Below are 16,096 nucleotides of genomic sequence, written 5' to 3'. Positions count from 1 at the left end.
TTGGTCTACACCAAGATCAAAATTTAACATTGTTGAACAGCTTACTGAAATTGGTGGGGTCTATACCCAGATAGGAAGCAATGTATTTGTGCGGTACAAGTTGAAGCAGGTGTGGACTTTTCCGGCAAAACTCTTTGTACCGTTCTTCGATATTCATCGCGCGCAGTTCGATATGCAGATCAATCATGCCAGCAAACATGGCTTCGGTCATCCGTCTGAAGAGCCTTTCTATTTGCTGTGATTGATCCACCAGCTTCTGTAAATTTTCATGGGTGATATAATCCAATTCACTGTCTGTTAAACAAATTAAATGGTATTTCGAAGGTACCTGAAACGAAAAAGATTCAGCGATGGCACATAAATACGGGAAATAGGTGAAGGCAAGTGTGTAGATTTTGTCGCCCTTTTCAAAGTAAGACATTTGAACGCCGCTTTTTACAAAAAAAAGTTCCCGCTGGATTTGCCCTGGGACGGTGATGAAATCTCCTTTCCTGAACGACCTGGTTTTAAGGCAATCTGTCAACAAATAATAGTCGGCTAGACTGATGTCGTGGAATTGTTTGAAAAATTCATAACGCTCCATAAAGTCAAAACTCTGTTTTGCCAAATATCGGCAACTTCTCTGATGCCCTGATCACCTGGTTGGGTATTTCAGTGAAAATAGCCACTCGTTCCGCTTCAAGTGGCTTTTGTTTATTTACTCCAGTGGATTATAAAAAGAAGAACTATAATAATAGTAGATACTGTCTTCCAACTGAGCACATTATAATAAATAGATTTATTTTTTTAATATATTAATTAAAAAGTGTATTATTATGCCGAAATTAAATTTCAGGATATCTCCCTAAAAGTTAACAACCTATAAATAACATAATAATTTAAATTAGCATGATTTCCTTAACTCGTTCAATTTTTATCGCTTTACTAGTTGTGTTTTCTTCAACAGCTGTTTTTGCAAAAGCCAGAATTCCTTTAGGAGAAAGAGAAGTATTAAACAAAGTACTTGACTTACCTGATACAGATGAATTTAAATTAAAAGACGGCAATTTTTTTGATCTGGCTACACTTCATAAAGAATTCAACATTGCTTATTTGCTTCCGTTATACATCACTGAAGAACCAAAATTGGTTGGCTTTGATGAACAAACAGAGACCTATTATGATATACCTCAAAACGAGATAGATGCAATTTTAGCATCACAAAAGCGAAATAAAGAAGAACTCAATAAATTACCTTTTTATACAAGATATGGAGGTAAAATAGTTGCGCTATTGATTATTGGTTTATTAATCTGGGGCGTTATTCCTTCGAAAAAAGAAAAGGTGACTCCTGAGAACATATAAATTAAACCTTAAATTCAATGTTGTTTAGTTAAGCTCCGTATTTGTAGCAACATAATAGGCTCCGTTAGGAGCTTAACTAAATGACTTAAACTACTTTTATAAATTATGAACCCCTTATTTATCATCCCGGTAGTATTAGTTATTGCTATTGCAGGCATAGTGTTTATGGTAATAATGAATAAACGTTACAAATCTGCAAAAACTGAAATAAATATTGATCAGGAACGCGGAAATTATTCATCCTACAAAAATGAGTTATTAAATCAGGATTTTTCTTTTCTTAAAAATTGGATGGATGGTAAAGTAATTGATGCTTTCAGTTCTGCGTCTATACCTCAAAGCACAGCAAATAAAGTTCAAAACTTAATAGGTGATGGTCTGAAAAATGTAGCATTGTCTAGTGTTGGGGTAAGACTTCGGCGTATAGAAACCGATGCTTTCTGGGTTTTAAGTGGTAAAGATTTGCATTTTTTCACAACTGATACTGCAGGTGAATTAGAAGAGCATTTAATCTTTGATAATTTTCGCATAGAAAAAGCCCAATTACGAGATGGCGGATTATTAAAAGCTCAATTGGGATTTTATGCAAAACAAGCAGAAGAATATCTGCCAAAAGTTCATGTGATCACGTTTGATATTGATGGACAACAATTATCGCTTGAAATTCACGATAGATTAAGATATGTTGTAAATCCTACGGATATATTGAATCTAAAAAAACAACTTCAAATCAGAGCAAAGTATCAGGTGGTTGGAGAGCAACTTGTAGAGGAATTAAAGTCCAGATTTTCTAATTTAAGATCTGTCTGATATTTTATGAGTTTTCTTAAGAAAATATTCAGGGCTTTTTCAGATTTCAGACTTAATAATACTCAACCTCTATACGGACAACAACTAGATCATATATTGGTGGGCTCTATGTATGCATCTCAACAATCGGCATATTTAAACTCTTTTGTTACGGGTTTAAGTAAAAATGAAATTAAGAAATTATTGCAGGATTATTGGGACATTTATAGTAGTGAAGATGCGAAGGAAATACTGAGCAGTTTGATAGAAAGGAATAATGATACTTATATTTCTGTTGTATATGAAGCATATGGAAATAAGGAAAACTACGTTGAAATATTAAAATCCGGATTGCCGGATGACGAAAGCATATTTCAGCAATATCTTCAGATCTATAGAAAATTAGGTAATGTAATTCCGGAAGTTACAGCTCAGGGGTTGTTTGAAAACTATTCTGCACTGGAAAAAATAAAAGATGCAGGATGGAATTATGGTAGAGCTTCATTCATAGCAAGGTGTTGTTTTGAAATGGATTATTTATCAGAAAATGAACTTAAACAATACCTGGAAGCAAGCTATGATGGGTTGAAAAAATTCTGTAAAACCTGGAGAGAATACACTTCAAGTTATGTGTATGGAAGAGCTTTATGGGGCGGTTCTCATAATGGAGGTATGATATCTATTGCAGAGGATTTGTTGAACAATAAAGACAGTCCTTTAAAAGCTAAAAAATACATTTAACAGCAGTCTAAAGCCGCAATCAGCAATTGGATGGAAGACGACGCCGATTTCACCTGAGAACTACTTTAAAGTAATGCCGGGATCGTATCTCCGGCATTTTGTTTTTAAGTCTTCCCAGGATAGATGCTACCTCTGTACTCTTTTTTGTTGCATATCCTCGTCAAAAGTAGTATACTTGACGTCAACGTTTTTTAATAACCGAATCTATGCAGTCAGCTTCAGCAAAAACCTTCAGCGTTAATTTTCCTTCAATATATGAGCACATACTGACAGTCCGGGAGCATGTCATGGGAGAACATCGGAAGGGCGATGAGTGTCTGTCCTATGTCTCTATCAGTTTGCAGGAGCTGAGCTCTTATGATGAGTATAAAGGCGATGACCTCCTTGCCCGGTTTCAGGAAAGCTGCCTCGAAGAACGTGGGGCCGTTGAAGTAATAGCGGATAAAACATTACAGGTGGCGGGTCTCAGGTCCGATATAAGAACTGCCGGATCCCCTAAAGGAGATTTTTATTATTTTGGTCTGTTGCCTGTCAGCAGCGAATATGGTTACGTCTTTATTGGCGATTGCAAGAGCGATTCACGGGAATTCTATGAACCGCTGTTTGACGAAATATTGCAAAGTCTCCAGTATTTGGGAGATCTTGCTGAAACCCTGCAGGAAGGTGAGGAAGCTTTTAAAAGTCTTATCGACGATGCAATAGAGGATAATAGAAATATTACGCCTTTTTCCGTTCCGGCTGACGGTCAGGAATGCTGGCAAATCGGGAGCCATATGTTTGTGCTTAGCGGGGAAAGACTATGTTACATCTCTGATGGGGGCGGTGACCTGTATGTTAAAATTGAAGCACAGGCGCCTGAGTATATAGATCTGGAACAAAGCGACATCATCAACGACTATAATGATAGAAAGGTATATCTGCAATTCTGCTTTAAGGGTATCTATCATTCCGGTATTCCCACAGGCAAATTCCGCATTGAGAAGAGTAAAGACAGCAGTTACCTGTCCTCTTTTTGGAAAGACGGATTTCATTACTTACAGGACCTTACTGCGGAGGTAAGTCTCGAAGCAGGTTGGCTGGGTATTAATGGATTCTTCAACCAATATCCGGTAAAAGTGGCGGTTAAGCTGCCCATAGAAAATCTGGTATGGGAGCGCTACAGCTTCCTGAGTGAACAGGAGGTGAGCACGGCTGCACCGGATATTGTACGTCGGCTTTTGCTTACAGATCCTTATCCTGGCACGTTGGAGGAAACCATTCGGTCGTTAACACAGCTGGAGGTATTATCAATTTATTTTCGGGATAGCCAACGGGCGGCTGATTTCAAGGCTGTTCCTAAAGCAGTGAAAGGCCTGAAGGAACTGCGAAAGCTCTCACTGACGGGTGTATCTGCGTTGGATAGCCTGCCGCAATGGCTGGGCGACCTCAAAAAGCTGGAAACAATCCACTTGTCTGGCAGCAAGGTAGAGGGTATTCATCCTTATATATTACAACTGCCTGTCGTAAAGGAACTTTATCTCTCCGGCAATCAGTTGCAATCTATTCACCCTGCCTTGCCGGAAAAACTGGAAACGCTGGTCCTCGCAAACAACCGGCTTACTTCTGTGCCCGGGTCTGTGACCCGGCTTCAATATCTGGATATCGAGAAAAACCCGCTGCAGCAACTACCTGCGGAACTGGAAAAGATCCCCAGACTTAAACTGGAACTGGAAAAGAAAATGGCGCTGCTGGACTATACTTATAAAGGTGCGGATGGCCAGGGGATGGTTCCTTATGATGATCGCCGCTTCTTCGCAAAATATGACCCGGAGCTGTTGCAAACGCTGGAAACCCAGATAAATGCTGCCAGATTAGAGAAGTTTAAGGAGGGATTGATCAACTGCTCCCGTAAATCGGTGGCGCTGGAAACAACTGAACAAGATACCTATCTGGAAAAAGGGAATCACCGCTTCGGCGGTTTGCCAGACCTGCCTCCCGGCCTGAACTATCCATCCTTTATTGTCGGGAACGAACAGGTAAGAGGCTTTCAGTTCATTGCTCAAATCAATTGCGCCGCTATTGCTCACCTGCAGGAATACCTTCCCAGAACAGGCATCCTTTATTTCTTCGTTAATGACCTGGAACAAATGGAGCCAAAAGTGTTGTATTACGATGGAGATAGCAGCGATCTGCAATCGGCGAAAGACCTGGATATTGAAACAGCATTCACATATGATGACGACGATATATACACTCCCTTCCGGGTAGCGTCTGGGAAATATCCCAACATACCTACTATGTATAATGCCGTTAGTCTGTATCCCGAACTGACAGACCTGGAAGAGATGTCTGATGAAGCGGAGCAACTGAAAAACGGCTTAGAGGCCTGTTCAGTTAGTCCGGTTCATAGTATGAACTCTTATGTATTCAAGCAGCATGGAACACCGGAGATGGAGGCTGTAAATGAAAAGAAAGGCAACCCGGAAGATTGGATGGTGCTGTTGAGGGTTAGCTCTGATGATAATCCCGGTTTTTGCTTCTGGGATGCTGGTGAACTTTATTTTGTGATCCATAAGAGTGATCTTGAGAAGAAAGATTTTTCGAATGTGTATTGCGGATTGGAAAGTAGCTAAAAGCGGAGTTTCTGAAATGAGAAATACCAACCAGTTTGATAAATTGCTGTTGATTTACCGATTCCTGATGAAGCGCCTGTAACCAAGACTATTTTTGCCATTCTCTTTGTTTGAAATTTAGCGAATAATATCCGCCCCGGCAGATAAAATGAGTTAGAAAGCGTTAAAATAACAGAGAATGCCTCATTAATTTATGAGACATTCTCAGGTTTCTAACTTATTTATAATCCGCTGTTGCCTGTAGGGAATATTTGCGCGGTACCACTAATTATTGATCCTCCGTCAAAATAGAATTTTATACCAGTAATTGAAGTACCATAGTTAATAGTTCCTCCTCTTGTTATAAAACATCCTAATGACTTGTAGGTAGAAGGGGCATACAATTGTGCAATAATTTAGAATTGTACAAATTGTCCGATACCTCAAATATATAAAAGTACTTTGAACTACAAAGCAAATGGAAATTATTTTGCCCCAATGTGAATTTTGGCAGTTGTACTGCTACCAAAAGCATACTCCTATAACAATATCTATCACTGCTTCAAATAACGAAGTGCAACACATCCTGACTCAAAGATCTTCGACTCAATAAGTTTTAATTGTAATTTTTCCTGCAGGATGGTACTTTCTAATAACCGTCTCCCTTCTCCAACAACTTCTGGATGCACAACAATACAATATTCATCAACTAGTCCCAGCTCTATAAGTTGTGAAGGAAGTGTTACACCTCCTAATAAAATACTTTTGCCCTCTTCTTCTTTCAATCTCAGTATTTCCTCCTGAAGATCTGTACGAACAATTCTCGTATTTTTTTCTTTACCAGCTTCTAATGATTGCGAGAAAACAACCTTGTCGATGGAGTCAAATATTTGAGCAAATTCGTTCATTGCCTTTGTCTGTCCAGATTGTTTTTTTGCGACATCGGGCCAAAAAGGAACCATCAATTGATAGGTTTTACGTCCGTAAACGAGCAGGTCAACCTCTTGCATGAGGTGTGTAAAATATTCATGTACTTCTTCATTCCCAGTTAATTTGGTGTGATCGCAGCAACCATCTATGCTAAGGTTGATGGCGAAGATTACATTTCTCATTTGATTGATGTTAATTTTTATGTTCCTCAATTTAATTAAAATCCCCGAGGGCTATAGAAGAGGCTGAACAACTGAAAGAAATAAATCGTAACCATGAAAATTAAACTATTCGAAGCAGAGCTTGTTATTGGAAGATAAAATAAGAAATATCTCAATATTACTGCTGTGCCCGCAGGTTTCCTCATCAGCACAGATGGGAAGATTATAGAAAATGATTTAAGAGGAGATAAACCGAATTCAAAACTGGCAGAATTGCCGGGACAAAAATAAAGGACTTGTACAATAAAAAACCTGTTTGTTAAGACGGTTTTTCTATTGTATAATTCAACGGCTTTATAAAGACTTAACGTAACATTCGTTAAATTTAAGTCATGCAGAAAGCACCACTCTTTCCCATTTTACTGGTTACGTTCATTAATGCACTTGGTTTCAGTATTGTAATTCCCTTTATGGTTATTATCGTGTTAAAACTGGGCGGACATGAAATCGTGTATGGATTACTAAGCGCCACCTTTTCTTTCTTCCAACTGATTGGCTCCCCTATTCTTGGTGACTGGTCTGATAAATTTGGACGTAAAAAAATCCTGCTGCTAAGTGTAGGTGGTACCTTCATTGCCTGGGTGATATTTCTTATTGGCCTCTTATTACCTAATCAACCAACATCCCTCTTCAGTATCCCCCTGTTCTTTATCTTTTTAGGCAGAGCCATAGACGGAATCACCGGTGGTAATATTTCGGTAGCGAATGCTTATGTAGCAGATATTTCTGCCCATGAAGACCGTAAAAAGAACTTCGGGAAAATGGCGGCTGCATCGAACCTGGGCATTATATTCGGGCCATTACTGGCAGGTATATTAGGCGCTACTCCAATGGGAAACACATTGCCTGTTATTGCTACTGCCCTCACTTCGCTCGTGGCTGTTTTTGTGATTTACTTCCGTATACATGAAGATAAACATACTGATCAGAAAGCAATCCCAACAGTAAAATTAAATCATCTTTCCACCGTCTTAAAATTACCATACGTACCCTATTTTCTGATCTTATACTTCCTGATATTTTTAGGATTCAATTTCTTTTATGTAGGATTCCCTGTATATGCTGCCGGGGCGCTTCACTGGAGCGTGTTACAACTGGGTATCTTCTTTGCCTTTTTAAGTGGGATGATGGTATTGGTTGAAGGTCCTGTACTAACATTCCTGGCAAAGAAATTCTCAGGAGCCTCTCTGGTCATTACAGGCAGTATTATTCTCTGCATCTGTTTTGTATTACTGAAATTCAATAACATCGTCTTAATTTATGCTGGTGCATTGTTCTTTGCTATTGGAAATGGTATCATGTGGCCTTCCTTTGTAGCCTTACTCTCTAATACCGGCAATGAACATGTACAGGGTATGATCCAGGGTTTTGCCGGCAGCGCTGGTAGCCTGGCAAGTATCATAGGACTCATTAGCGGGGCTTTCTTATACCATATAGTTGGGTCAGGGTTATTTGTTATAACAGCTACTTTCATGTTATTGATCGCTTTTGCAGCTATCCCCCTCATTAAAATTGAAAAAAGCACCACTCCCTGAAATAAATACCTGGAGCATTAAGTTTACTAAAGCATTAAAAAAAATCTTCTACTTCAAAGCTGATTTTTTCTTTGGTTTTAGGGTGTATAAATTCGAGATAAGCGGCATGCAGGTACATCCTTTCAGATGCACTACCATATAGATCATCTCCAACAATTGGTGCATTAAGTCCAAGTTCATGAGCTGAGTGCATACGTAACTGATGGGTTCTTCCGGTAAGCGGCCAAAAATTAACTTTGGTTGTATCCTTGTATCTATTAATTACCTTCCACCTTGTGACGCTTTTTTTTCCGGCTTTAAAGCAAACCAGTTGTCTTGGCCGGTTGAACAAATCGGCGCACAATGGAAGATCGATCTCACCTTCTGATTGATCAATCACTTTAGAAAGTAGTGCCGTATAACATTTACTTACTTTACGTTGCAAAAATTGCCTTTGAATATGCTTATGTACTTCCCTGTTTTTCGCTACCACTAAAAGTCCCGAGGTATCCATATCCAGCCGGTGAATAATAAGTGGTTCATTATTTACCAGGACATCTTTTAGCCTGGTGTAAACCGAATCCTGGATATCAACTCCAGGAACAGAACGTAATCCTGCTGGTTTATTGACTACAATAAAACTTTCATCTTCATAAACTATTTCAAGCATGCTATTCTTTTCCGGGGTACGTAATAATGGATTTTCGTCAACAGGCATTCCTTCAAGCATATGTGCCAAAATAGGTTTGCACTTACCTGTACAGGCCGGATAAAAATGTTTATGTTTTCTAATCTCCGATTTTGGTGCAGCTCCCCACCAGAACTCAGCCATAGCAAGTGGCTTATAGCCTCTCGAAAATGCAAACTGCAATAGTTTAGGTGCCGCACATTCACCTGCTGCTGCAGGTGGTTTCCCCAAAGGAGTCTGGCTAAAAATCTCATGCAAACTTTTCAGTTTACCGTCTTTGTTCAAAAATACATATTGCTCAAAAAGTTGTTGTTGCAAAGCGGCCGATCTTTCCTTGCGTTCATTTTTTAAGGTTTCAATATTAGTCTCAAATTGAGTCAGTCTCGTTTGCATTTCTTCCAGAAGCTGTGCCCACTTGTTTGTAAGAGTCCTAAGCTGGTACTTGTCATGCAAACTCTGCCTGACAAGCTGGGCCTCTGCTATAATATAATCCTGCTCATTTAGACTGTTCTTTTGGCTTTCACGGAGCTTCTTCCGGTCTTCCTTATTGTTTTTTAATTGTTTTTTTAAAGCTGATATTTCCAGTAAAGATTCGGCTGATAATCGTTTAATATCCTGTTTTAGACGCAGGTAATTTTCGTTCGACCATATTCCTTCAATCTGCGCATTAATAGTGTTAATGATCTCCTGCTCTTTGAGAAAAAAGCTATTCTCAACCAGCATATCAAAAACAGGTGGAACAAATTTGGGATGATCATTTGAGCCTGCCAGTTTACCAGAGAAGGCTGATAGATAACCCAGTTTCCCTTCGGTATCCTTCACCACCAAAATGCCAAACATTTTCCCAATGGGAGTTCCCTCTATATCAGCTCTCAGTCCAAAATTATGTTCAAGCTCAGTTTGAGTTTCCAGATAATGCTCTAATTCAGCGGCAGCTATTTTTGCTAACGGATGTGGCTCATAATAAAAAGGGAAAGTAAACCGTTCGGGTAATGCAATTTCATTTATTGACTTATCAGAAAAATAGGAAATCCTACTTTGACTATTGTATACCAATTTTTTCTCTTTGTTTGATCCGCAAAAATACCATTTTCTGTTTTGATTCCTTCTGAAAATTGACAATTGTCTAACCAGAAAGGCGGAGCTGTTATATTTTTCCGCCTGTTATAGTTTCATGAGAATTACAAAAAGAAAAGGGATAGGTTCAATGCTTCACTATCAGTCCCTGCTCCGGCACATACTTGTCATATTCCATATGTTTGGCAATACGTAACGCTTCTGCTTCTCCCTTTAGCTTTGCCACCAGGTGCAACGCACCGTCTATGCCTGCAGAGATACCAGCGGTAGTGATGATACGCCCATTGTCTACATAACGTACATTGGCCAGCACTTTGGCAGAAGGAACGACCTTCTGCAATGATTTGATGCTGTTGTGAAAGGTCGTCACCGTGAGGTTGTCCAGCAAACCGGCGTTGCCCAGCACAAATGCACCTGTGCACACAGAGAAATAAACTTTCGTACTGGCATCCCGGCTTTTAATCCAGTTGATCACTTCCGGATCATTGGCAGCCACACCATCATCTCCACCGAATATTGCAAAGATATCTGCCGGTGGCGCATCCTGTATGCTGTAGTCGGGATTTACTTTTAATATCCCCTGCACGGTTACAGGCGCCTTCGTTTTACCCACAGTAAATATTTTAAAACCCGCATAGGAAAATACTTCCAGTGGCCCCGCGAAATCAAGTACTTCCGTACCATCATACAGGTAGAAGCAGATGCTGTACGGCTGTGGTATCTTTGACGTATCACGGAGCACCAGCGTCATGCCGCAATGGGAACATAGGCCCGGCTTATGATATACGATAGAGTCGCACTGGCCACAAGGTGGACAAACATAGTCTGCTTCTTGTTGTGCCATTCCCCATAGAGGGATAAACAGCAGTAAAATGAATAAATGTTTCATATGGTATTATTGTACGCGCAAATTAGGCCGGCGGTACCGTGTAAAGAAGGACAATTAACCTGCCAATCAGGCCATTTTAGCTGCGAGACCTGCCTTCTTCGCCAGTTGACCCAGTTGGCGTGTGCTGCCAATGCCGCAGGTTTTGGCCACCCACTCCAGCTTCTGACCCTCCTTCAGCAATTGTGTGGCCTTTTCTTCGCGCAGGTTACGGATATAATCTCCAATGGTAATACCCGTGGTAGATTTGAAGAGGCGGGTAAGATTCCGCGGCGACATATATACCATCGCTGCCAGTTCGGTAATCGTCAGTTTTGTTTGCAGATGATGGGTGATGTAATCCTGTACTTTGTGTATCTGGTGGTTGATGTGCTGCCGGTGCTGCAGATGGATGCTATGCTGTGAGGCCGTCCCATCGCGGCGGATGTATATCACCATGTCTTTGGCTACCGTATATGCGAAAGTAGGACCGTAATGTTCTTCCACAAGGAACAGTGCCAGGTCTATACCGGTGGAGATGCCTGCGCTGGTGTAAATATTGTCGCTCTTTACGAATAATCTGTTCTCTATCACCTCTAACTTTGGAAAGTGTTGCTGTAATTCAGCTGTATAGGCCCAATGCGTAGTGCAGCTACGGCCATCGAGCAGTCCGGCCACCGCCAGTGCAAATGCAGCTGTGCAAACAGAACATACAGTAGCACCCACTGTAGCAGCATGTTGCAGCCAGGGTATCCATACACCATCATCTGTATGGTCCCACTTCGACAGGTCCATACCGGCTACGATCACTATATCGTCGGGTTGAATGCTGACGGCATCCAGCGTCTCCACGCGACTGAATCCCAATCCTGAAGAGGTGCCCGGCGCCGTATAGGGCGACACATATCGCAATTCATACGGATGGCCGCAACATCCCGCCTCATAAAAAACAGTGACTGCACCCGCCAGATCCATCAGATGTACATGGTCAAAAAGAAAAAACACAACACGCTTCTTTTCCATGATACTAAGATAACAAAGCCGGTGCATTACTCAACCACTGTTCTGCGCTCCGATAATTTCCTTTCGGTGTGCTATTCCCCAATCCGTCAGATTTTCAACTATGGTTTTTAACGTTAGGCCGTGTTCCGTAAGTTCATACTGAACAGTTACAGGTTGCGTGTCTAAAACTGTTCGTTTGATCAGTTTGTTTACTTCCAGTTCCTTTAATTCCTTGCTTAACATTTTGTTGGAAATACCGACTACATCATCCAAAATGTCAGAAAACCTTCTTTTGTTGTAATGGCAGATAGATGAGATGATATAGATCTTCCATTTCCCGCTCAGCACGTCCATAGCATCATGCACAGCCATCATTTCTTTTTTGCGATCTCTTTGAAAATCTTTTTTACACTCCATATGTTACTTTGTTACCTGCAGGTTACTGTTACTTTTAGATACAAAGTTACTAAAGCAAACCCAAGCATCATAACTTTGCAGCTCACACATCAAATAATTAGAAAATGAACAAAGTAGCCAAATGAAAGCAAGTTGTCCTAAAGAAAGTTGTTTTTGAAAAGTTGAAAGGCCGGAGAAATTCTGCGACCTTTCAACTTTTGTGTTCGTATGAGTCCACCCGGGGCTTTAACTGCTGATATTTCCTGCAATTGTCTGAAAATAGTATATTTGGAAATGCAGGGGGTTACACTATATGATCATAATTCACTATCAAAAGAACTTAGACTTCAATTAGCAAGCCTCGATTATTTTTTGTACGAATTCTCCCAATATGAACGGATTAATTTTGAACCTCATCGCACCAAAGCTTATGCTATATGCCTTCTTAGTAAAGGTGAATTGAAAGTAGAAACAGACCTTTTTTATAATCATATTGTAGCTCCTGCCATTTTTATTATCGGCCCCAGTGTCATTAGGCATTTTTTACCTACAACAGGGGAGTTTGAAGCACAAACTATTTTCTTTGATAAAAACTTCTTCCTGGAAAATCAGGCCAATATTGCTTATCTGGAGCAATATGAGTTTCTCTATTCCAAAGACAAGCATGTGATTGGCTTAAACAACATACAACATCAAAAACTAAGTACTTATTTTCTACTTTTCAAGCAAACAGCCCAGGAATCATTTGCGAAAACACCAGCTATTGCCCGTAGTCTTATTTATATTATTTTAGATGAAATAGCCACCGTACTGGAAGTACAGGAAGCACAGGATGTGCAATCCCATATACCGCGTACGCGCAATCAACAGCTGCTTTTTGAATTTAAGAAACAATTGGTCAGCGATTTTATAAGACATCGTAATGTCAGCTATTATGCACAAAAACTATTTGTTTCGCCAAAATATTTTACCACTGTAGTAAAAGAAGAGAGTGGAAAAACTGCTGGTGAATGGATTGATGAAATGGTGCTATTGGAAGCGAAGATACTATTGCAAAATAAAGAATTAACTATTGCTCAGGTGGCGGATCAACTGAACTTTAATGACCAGTCCACTTTTGGAAAGTTCTTTAAAAACCTGACCAGCCACTCCCCTCTTGATTATCGGAAGCAGTTATCCCGATCTAATTAGGTTAATTAATTCGTGCTCCTCAAAGATTACTTTTTCATGAAAGCGTGCCCATTGCTGATTGCTGAATACGGTGTAATCCAGTGGATCAAATGTTTTCAGATACTGTTGAACTAGCTGATCAGCTGCAGTAAGCTGTTTCAACTGTTGCTGCATACTGGCAATCTCTTGTTTAGATTGTGCCTTTACTGTTAAAGTATTTATGCTCATTACTAGATTTATCACGAATGTGAATATGGACATTCTAATTATGGAATTATGGAAATTATATTGTTAGGTTTGCCCACTCTTTTCTGAATAAATAACTAGATTCGGGTAAGCATTCCTAATTATTTTATTAAATAAAATATTAAAAAACAATAAAATGAGACAAACATTATCATCCTTTATTTTACTCCTTACATTGGCAGCATGTGGTGGTCCGTCACAGGATCATGCAAAAACTGAAGAAAAAAAAGAAGCTGCAGCAACCACTGGTAGCGCCTACACAATTGACACAACAGCCACATCTGTTCAGTGGCGTGCTACTCACAAAGGTGGATTTGCACCACGATTCGGAAACATTAAGGTAGCTGATGGAAGTCTTAATATTGAAAATGGTACACTTACTGGTGGAAGTTTCGAAGTGAATATGAATACACTTGTCACAGATCCTGCTTCCGTTACCGAGAAAGATAAAAAATCAACTGAGCTTGATAAGCACTTGAAAAGCCCTGACTTTTTTGATGTAGCCAAATATCCTAACGCCAAATTCGTTATCACCGGCGTAGCACCTTATGACAGTGTAAAGGGAAAAAGCCTCCTGGCAGGTGCTACTCATCTTATAAGTGGTAATCTGACATTAAAAGATAGTACCCTGAACATTACTTTTCCGGCGCAGATCGCGGTTAATGAGAATGATGTTACCGCAAATGCAAAATTTGTGATTGACAGGACTGCGTGGGGCATTAACTACAAAACTGAAGGTAGTCCTGAAAATTGGATGATCAGCAAAGAGATCGAAATTGGTTTTCAACTAAAAGCTGTCAAATAATAAATATAGACGTTCGAGTATCAAATAGGGTGTTTAAGCCCTATTTGATACTCAAAATGACAACCACCACCGGAGGTATAGCCATAATATAACCTTTGATTGGTTGATGTTGTTAAAGTCGAAGGTATTCCTATATAAGTTTGTAAATAAATTCTTCTATTTCTGCCTGTCGGGCATTTGCAAAACCCTTGTCTGTTCCTACTTTTATAAAACTGCATTTCTCTAATACTTTCTGCGAACCCAAATTATCAAATGCTACTCGTCCAAAAATGGGTCTGGTATTTTCGATGGTTAGAAAGTCTTTAAGTGCTTTTGTTGCAATACCTTTTGCCCAAAATTTCTTGTCAATCCAATATGTAATTTCTGCATCGCCTTCCATTTCAAACTTTGCTATACTTCCTGCAATAATGCTGTTCACCATTATTGTCCACATATTTATAGTTGGGTCATTAAGCAATTTTGTGTATTTCTGAAGATATGCTGTTTTGTCTGCCGGGTCTTTTGAAGTAAAAGCGGCCAAATAGTTTGCTTCTTTGTCAAGCTGAAAGATAAAAAAAAACTCTAAATCGGTAATTTCTGTTTTTCGCAATATTATTTCGTTGTCGGTAACCATTTCTCTGAATTAAATTTTTGTTTATGATAATTTTAAAAAGTCAAAGAAGACTGGGCAATTGTCGAACTGGTATTTCGAAGATATAATTATTATTAACAGATTTAAGCATGAATATTCAATCATCTCATTATTCGCTGTACTGCCACTATTACGCCAATTTCAGGAGTAGCCTTTTAATAATATTTCTACGGTTTTTCAATTAATTTTAGTAGCTTCACTAGCAGCACTTTAACACGTGATTGGAAAGACAGAATCGTCAAACGTTACTCCAAAAAATAATCTGTCAGATAATACCATCTATTGCATTGTCCTTTTTAAATTATCGGCTATTCTCAAACACTACCGGATGAAGTCAGGCATTACCCTGTACAGAAAAATAACTTTATCAGGTCAAAATACAGTACAATGAAAAAGCTTCTCCTACCAGTGATTGTTTTCTTATTGAGCAATCCGTTATTTAGTCAACAGAATAGCCTCAACGCAGTAGCATCCCTGCTATTCAAAGATATTAAGACTACACTAACGCCAGCAGATAAAAATCAGATTGCTACCAAACTGAACTTTGTACTTTCCGGACATCAAAACGAACCATTCGCGCAGGATAAAGATAGTAAGGAATATCCCTTTACTGCGACTGTTTACCCTACAGACCTCAATAAAGATAGTAAGGACGAAATCTTTATTGTATTTGGAAATTCTTACACCTCCGGAGCGACAGGATCAAGTGTCGCCCTGTTCATTAAAAATGCCGCCGGAGTCTACACAGATAATCTTGGCTTTCCTGGGATGGCGCCAGATATACTTTCCACCACTTACCAGGGATATCCTGATTTGCTGATAGGAGGACCTGGCTTTGAATTTCCCGTATGGAGATGGAATGGTAAAACATATACCTTTTATAAAATGGTAAAAGAGGCAACATATATCAAGCTCAAGAAAATGACGCTTGAAGAAGTAAGTAAGTCCGGTAAACAATAAACCTCCTATTCAATTGTAATTTCCTGTTAAGGTTTGTTTAACTTTCTAAAAACCAGCACCAACTGGTTCCGGTTAGAGCGGTTCGTTACCACCCCTCTCCCACTACTTCATAAGTTCCAACCGAAG

The 16,096-nt window shown here is 39.6% G+C and carries 16 protein-coding genes; 8 read left to right on the top strand and 8 right to left on the bottom strand.

The genetic code is table 11. From position 1 onward, the window contains the following. Window positions 1–16 precede the first annotated feature (16 nt). A complete protein-coding gene (locus BM176_RS24790) occupies window positions 17–583 on the bottom strand; it encodes a Crp/Fnr family transcriptional regulator (protein ID WP_090107040.1) in 567 nt (188 codons plus the stop codon). A gap of 305 nt (window positions 584–888) precedes the next feature. On the opposite strand from BM176_RS24790, the gene BM176_RS24785 reads away from it, so the two are divergent. The 4 genes from BM176_RS24785 (at window position 889) to BM176_RS24770 (ending at window position 5,486) form a co-directional block, all read left to right on the top strand. Then, window positions 889–1,344: a hypothetical protein gene (locus tag BM176_RS24785; protein ID WP_090107039.1), complete on the top strand. Its 456-nt coding sequence runs from the start codon at window positions 889–891 to the stop codon at window positions 1,342–1,344. A 105-nt stretch (window positions 1,345–1,449) separates the two neighbouring features. After that, window positions 1,450–2,154, top strand: coding sequence for a hypothetical protein (locus BM176_RS24780; protein ID WP_090107038.1), 705 nt, complete (start codon window positions 1,450–1,452; stop codon window positions 2,152–2,154). A gap of 108 nt (window positions 2,155–2,262) precedes the next feature. Continuing rightward, window positions 2,263–2,874, top strand: a complete 612-nt coding sequence (locus BM176_RS24775) for a DUF1266 domain-containing protein (protein WP_218162275.1) — start codon at window positions 2,263–2,265, stop codon at window positions 2,872–2,874. A gap of 206 nt (window positions 2,875–3,080) precedes the next feature. Continuing rightward, window positions 3,081–5,486: a DUF1963 domain-containing protein gene (locus BM176_RS24770; protein ID WP_090107036.1), complete on the top strand. Its 2,406-nt coding sequence runs from the start codon at window positions 3,081–3,083 to the stop codon at window positions 5,484–5,486. 533 nt (window positions 5,487–6,019) lie between these two features. Here the strand turns inward: BM176_RS24770 and BM176_RS24765 are convergent. Then, window positions 6,020–6,577, bottom strand: coding sequence for a dihydrofolate reductase family protein (locus tag BM176_RS24765; RefSeq protein ID WP_090107035.1), 558 nt, complete (start codon window positions 6,575–6,577; stop codon window positions 6,020–6,022). 371 nt (window positions 6,578–6,948) lie between these two features. Between BM176_RS24765 and BM176_RS24760 the strand changes: the two genes are divergently transcribed. Further along, window positions 6,949–8,151: an MFS transporter gene (locus BM176_RS24760; protein WP_090107034.1), complete on the top strand. Its 1,203-nt coding sequence runs from the start codon at window positions 6,949–6,951 to the stop codon at window positions 8,149–8,151. 34 nt (window positions 8,152–8,185) lie between these two features. On the opposite strand, the gene BM176_RS24755 is transcribed toward BM176_RS24760, so the two are convergent. From BM176_RS24755 to BM176_RS24740, 4 genes are all read right to left on the bottom strand, one after another. Beyond that, on the bottom strand, window positions 8,186–9,874 hold the full coding sequence (locus tag BM176_RS24755; protein WP_090107033.1) for an RluA family pseudouridine synthase: 1,689 nt from the start codon (window positions 9,872–9,874) through the stop codon (window positions 8,186–8,188). 148 nt (window positions 9,875–10,022) lie between these two features. Further along, window positions 10,023–10,784 carry a DJ-1/PfpI family protein gene (locus tag BM176_RS24750; RefSeq protein WP_090107032.1) on the bottom strand — a complete coding sequence of 254 codons (762 nt, stop codon included), beginning with the start codon at window positions 10,782–10,784 and terminating at the stop codon, window positions 10,023–10,025. 66 nt (window positions 10,785–10,850) lie between these two features. Beyond that, on the bottom strand, window positions 10,851–11,783 hold the full coding sequence (locus BM176_RS24745; RefSeq protein ID WP_177230532.1) for a GlxA family transcriptional regulator: 933 nt from the start codon (window positions 11,781–11,783) through the stop codon (window positions 10,851–10,853). A 30-nt stretch (window positions 11,784–11,813) separates the two neighbouring features. After that, on the bottom strand, window positions 11,814–12,179 hold the full coding sequence (locus BM176_RS24740) for a winged helix-turn-helix transcriptional regulator (protein ID WP_090107030.1): 366 nt from the start codon (window positions 12,177–12,179) through the stop codon (window positions 11,814–11,816). Between the two features lie 273 nt (window positions 12,180–12,452). Between BM176_RS24740 and BM176_RS24735 the strand changes: the two genes are divergently transcribed. Then, window positions 12,453–13,349, top strand: a complete 897-nt coding sequence (locus BM176_RS24735; protein ID WP_255373584.1) for a helix-turn-helix domain-containing protein — start codon at window positions 12,453–12,455, stop codon at window positions 13,347–13,349. Here the strand turns inward: BM176_RS24735 and BM176_RS24730 are convergent. After that, window positions 13,332–13,556 carry a hypothetical protein gene (locus BM176_RS24730; protein WP_143097915.1) on the bottom strand — a complete coding sequence of 75 codons (225 nt, stop codon included), beginning with the start codon at window positions 13,554–13,556 and terminating at the stop codon, window positions 13,332–13,334. The two genes, BM176_RS24735 and BM176_RS24730, sit on opposite strands and share 18 nt — an antisense overlap. A 154-nt stretch (window positions 13,557–13,710) precedes the next feature. Between BM176_RS24730 and BM176_RS24725 the strand changes: the two genes are divergently transcribed. Beyond that, window positions 13,711–14,379, top strand: coding sequence for a YceI family protein (locus BM176_RS24725; RefSeq protein ID WP_090107027.1), 669 nt, complete (start codon window positions 13,711–13,713; stop codon window positions 14,377–14,379). A 130-nt stretch (window positions 14,380–14,509) separates the two neighbouring features. Here BM176_RS24725 and BM176_RS24720 read toward each other — a convergent pair whose 3' ends face one another. Further along, window positions 14,510–14,992, bottom strand: coding sequence for a GNAT family N-acetyltransferase (locus BM176_RS24720; RefSeq protein ID WP_090107026.1), 483 nt, complete (start codon window positions 14,990–14,992; stop codon window positions 14,510–14,512). A 405-nt stretch (window positions 14,993–15,397) separates the two neighbouring features. Here BM176_RS24720 and BM176_RS24715 point away from each other — a divergent pair, with 405 nt between their 5' ends. After that, window positions 15,398–15,970, top strand: a complete 573-nt coding sequence (locus tag BM176_RS24715; protein ID WP_090107025.1) for a hypothetical protein — start codon at window positions 15,398–15,400, stop codon at window positions 15,968–15,970. Window positions 15,971–16,096: the final 126 nt, after the last annotated feature.

This window comes from Chitinophaga sp. CF118 (assembly GCF_900112615.1).
GTDB lineage: Bacteria > Bacteroidota > Bacteroidia > Chitinophagales > Chitinophagaceae > Chitinophaga.
Note: the sequence above shows the minus strand (reverse complement) of the source record. Positions and strands in the feature narration are given on the sequence as shown.

What these genes read in the sequence shown, in the direction of transcription:
- BM176_RS24780 (WP_090107038.1), top strand. Translation starts at nt 1,450, where the DNA reads ATGAACCCCTTATTTATCATCCCGGTAGTATTAGTTATTGCTATTGCA.
- BM176_RS24730 (WP_143097915.1), bottom strand. Translation starts at nt 13,556, where the DNA reads ATGAGCATAAATACTTTAACAGTAAAGGCACAATCTAAACAAGAGATT.
- BM176_RS24770 (WP_090107036.1), top strand. Translation starts at nt 3,081, where the DNA reads ATGCAGTCAGCTTCAGCAAAAACCTTCAGCGTTAATTTTCCTTCAATA.
- BM176_RS24750 (WP_090107032.1), bottom strand. Translation starts at nt 10,784, where the DNA reads ATGAAACATTTATTCATTTTACTGCTGTTTATCCCTCTATGGGGAATG.
- BM176_RS24720 (WP_090107026.1), bottom strand. Translation starts at nt 14,992, where the DNA reads ATGGTTACCGACAACGAAATAATATTGCGAAAAACAGAAATTACCGAT.
- BM176_RS24765 (WP_090107035.1), bottom strand. Translation starts at nt 6,577, where the DNA reads ATGAGAAATGTAATCTTCGCCATCAACCTTAGCATAGATGGTTGCTGC.
- BM176_RS24785 (WP_090107039.1), top strand. Translation starts at nt 889, where the DNA reads ATGATTTCCTTAACTCGTTCAATTTTTATCGCTTTACTAGTTGTGTTT.
- BM176_RS24775 (WP_218162275.1), top strand. Translation starts at nt 2,263, where the DNA reads ATGTATGCATCTCAACAATCGGCATATTTAAACTCTTTTGTTACGGGT.
- BM176_RS24760 (WP_090107034.1), top strand. Translation starts at nt 6,949, where the DNA reads ATGCAGAAAGCACCACTCTTTCCCATTTTACTGGTTACGTTCATTAAT.
- BM176_RS24725 (WP_090107027.1), top strand. Translation starts at nt 13,711, where the DNA reads ATGAGACAAACATTATCATCCTTTATTTTACTCCTTACATTGGCAGCA.
- BM176_RS24790 (WP_090107040.1), bottom strand. Translation starts at nt 583, where the DNA reads ATGGAGCGTTATGAATTTTTCAAACAATTCCACGACATCAGTCTAGCC.
- BM176_RS24735 (WP_255373584.1), top strand. Translation starts at nt 12,453, where the DNA reads ATGCAGGGGGTTACACTATATGATCATAATTCACTATCAAAAGAACTT.
- BM176_RS24745 (WP_177230532.1), bottom strand. Translation starts at nt 11,783, where the DNA reads ATGGAAAAGAAGCGTGTTGTGTTTTTTCTTTTTGACCATGTACATCTG.
- BM176_RS24715 (WP_090107025.1), top strand. Translation starts at nt 15,398, where the DNA reads ATGAAAAAGCTTCTCCTACCAGTGATTGTTTTCTTATTGAGCAATCCG.
- BM176_RS24740 (WP_090107030.1), bottom strand. Translation starts at nt 12,179, where the DNA reads ATGGAGTGTAAAAAAGATTTTCAAAGAGATCGCAAAAAAGAAATGATG.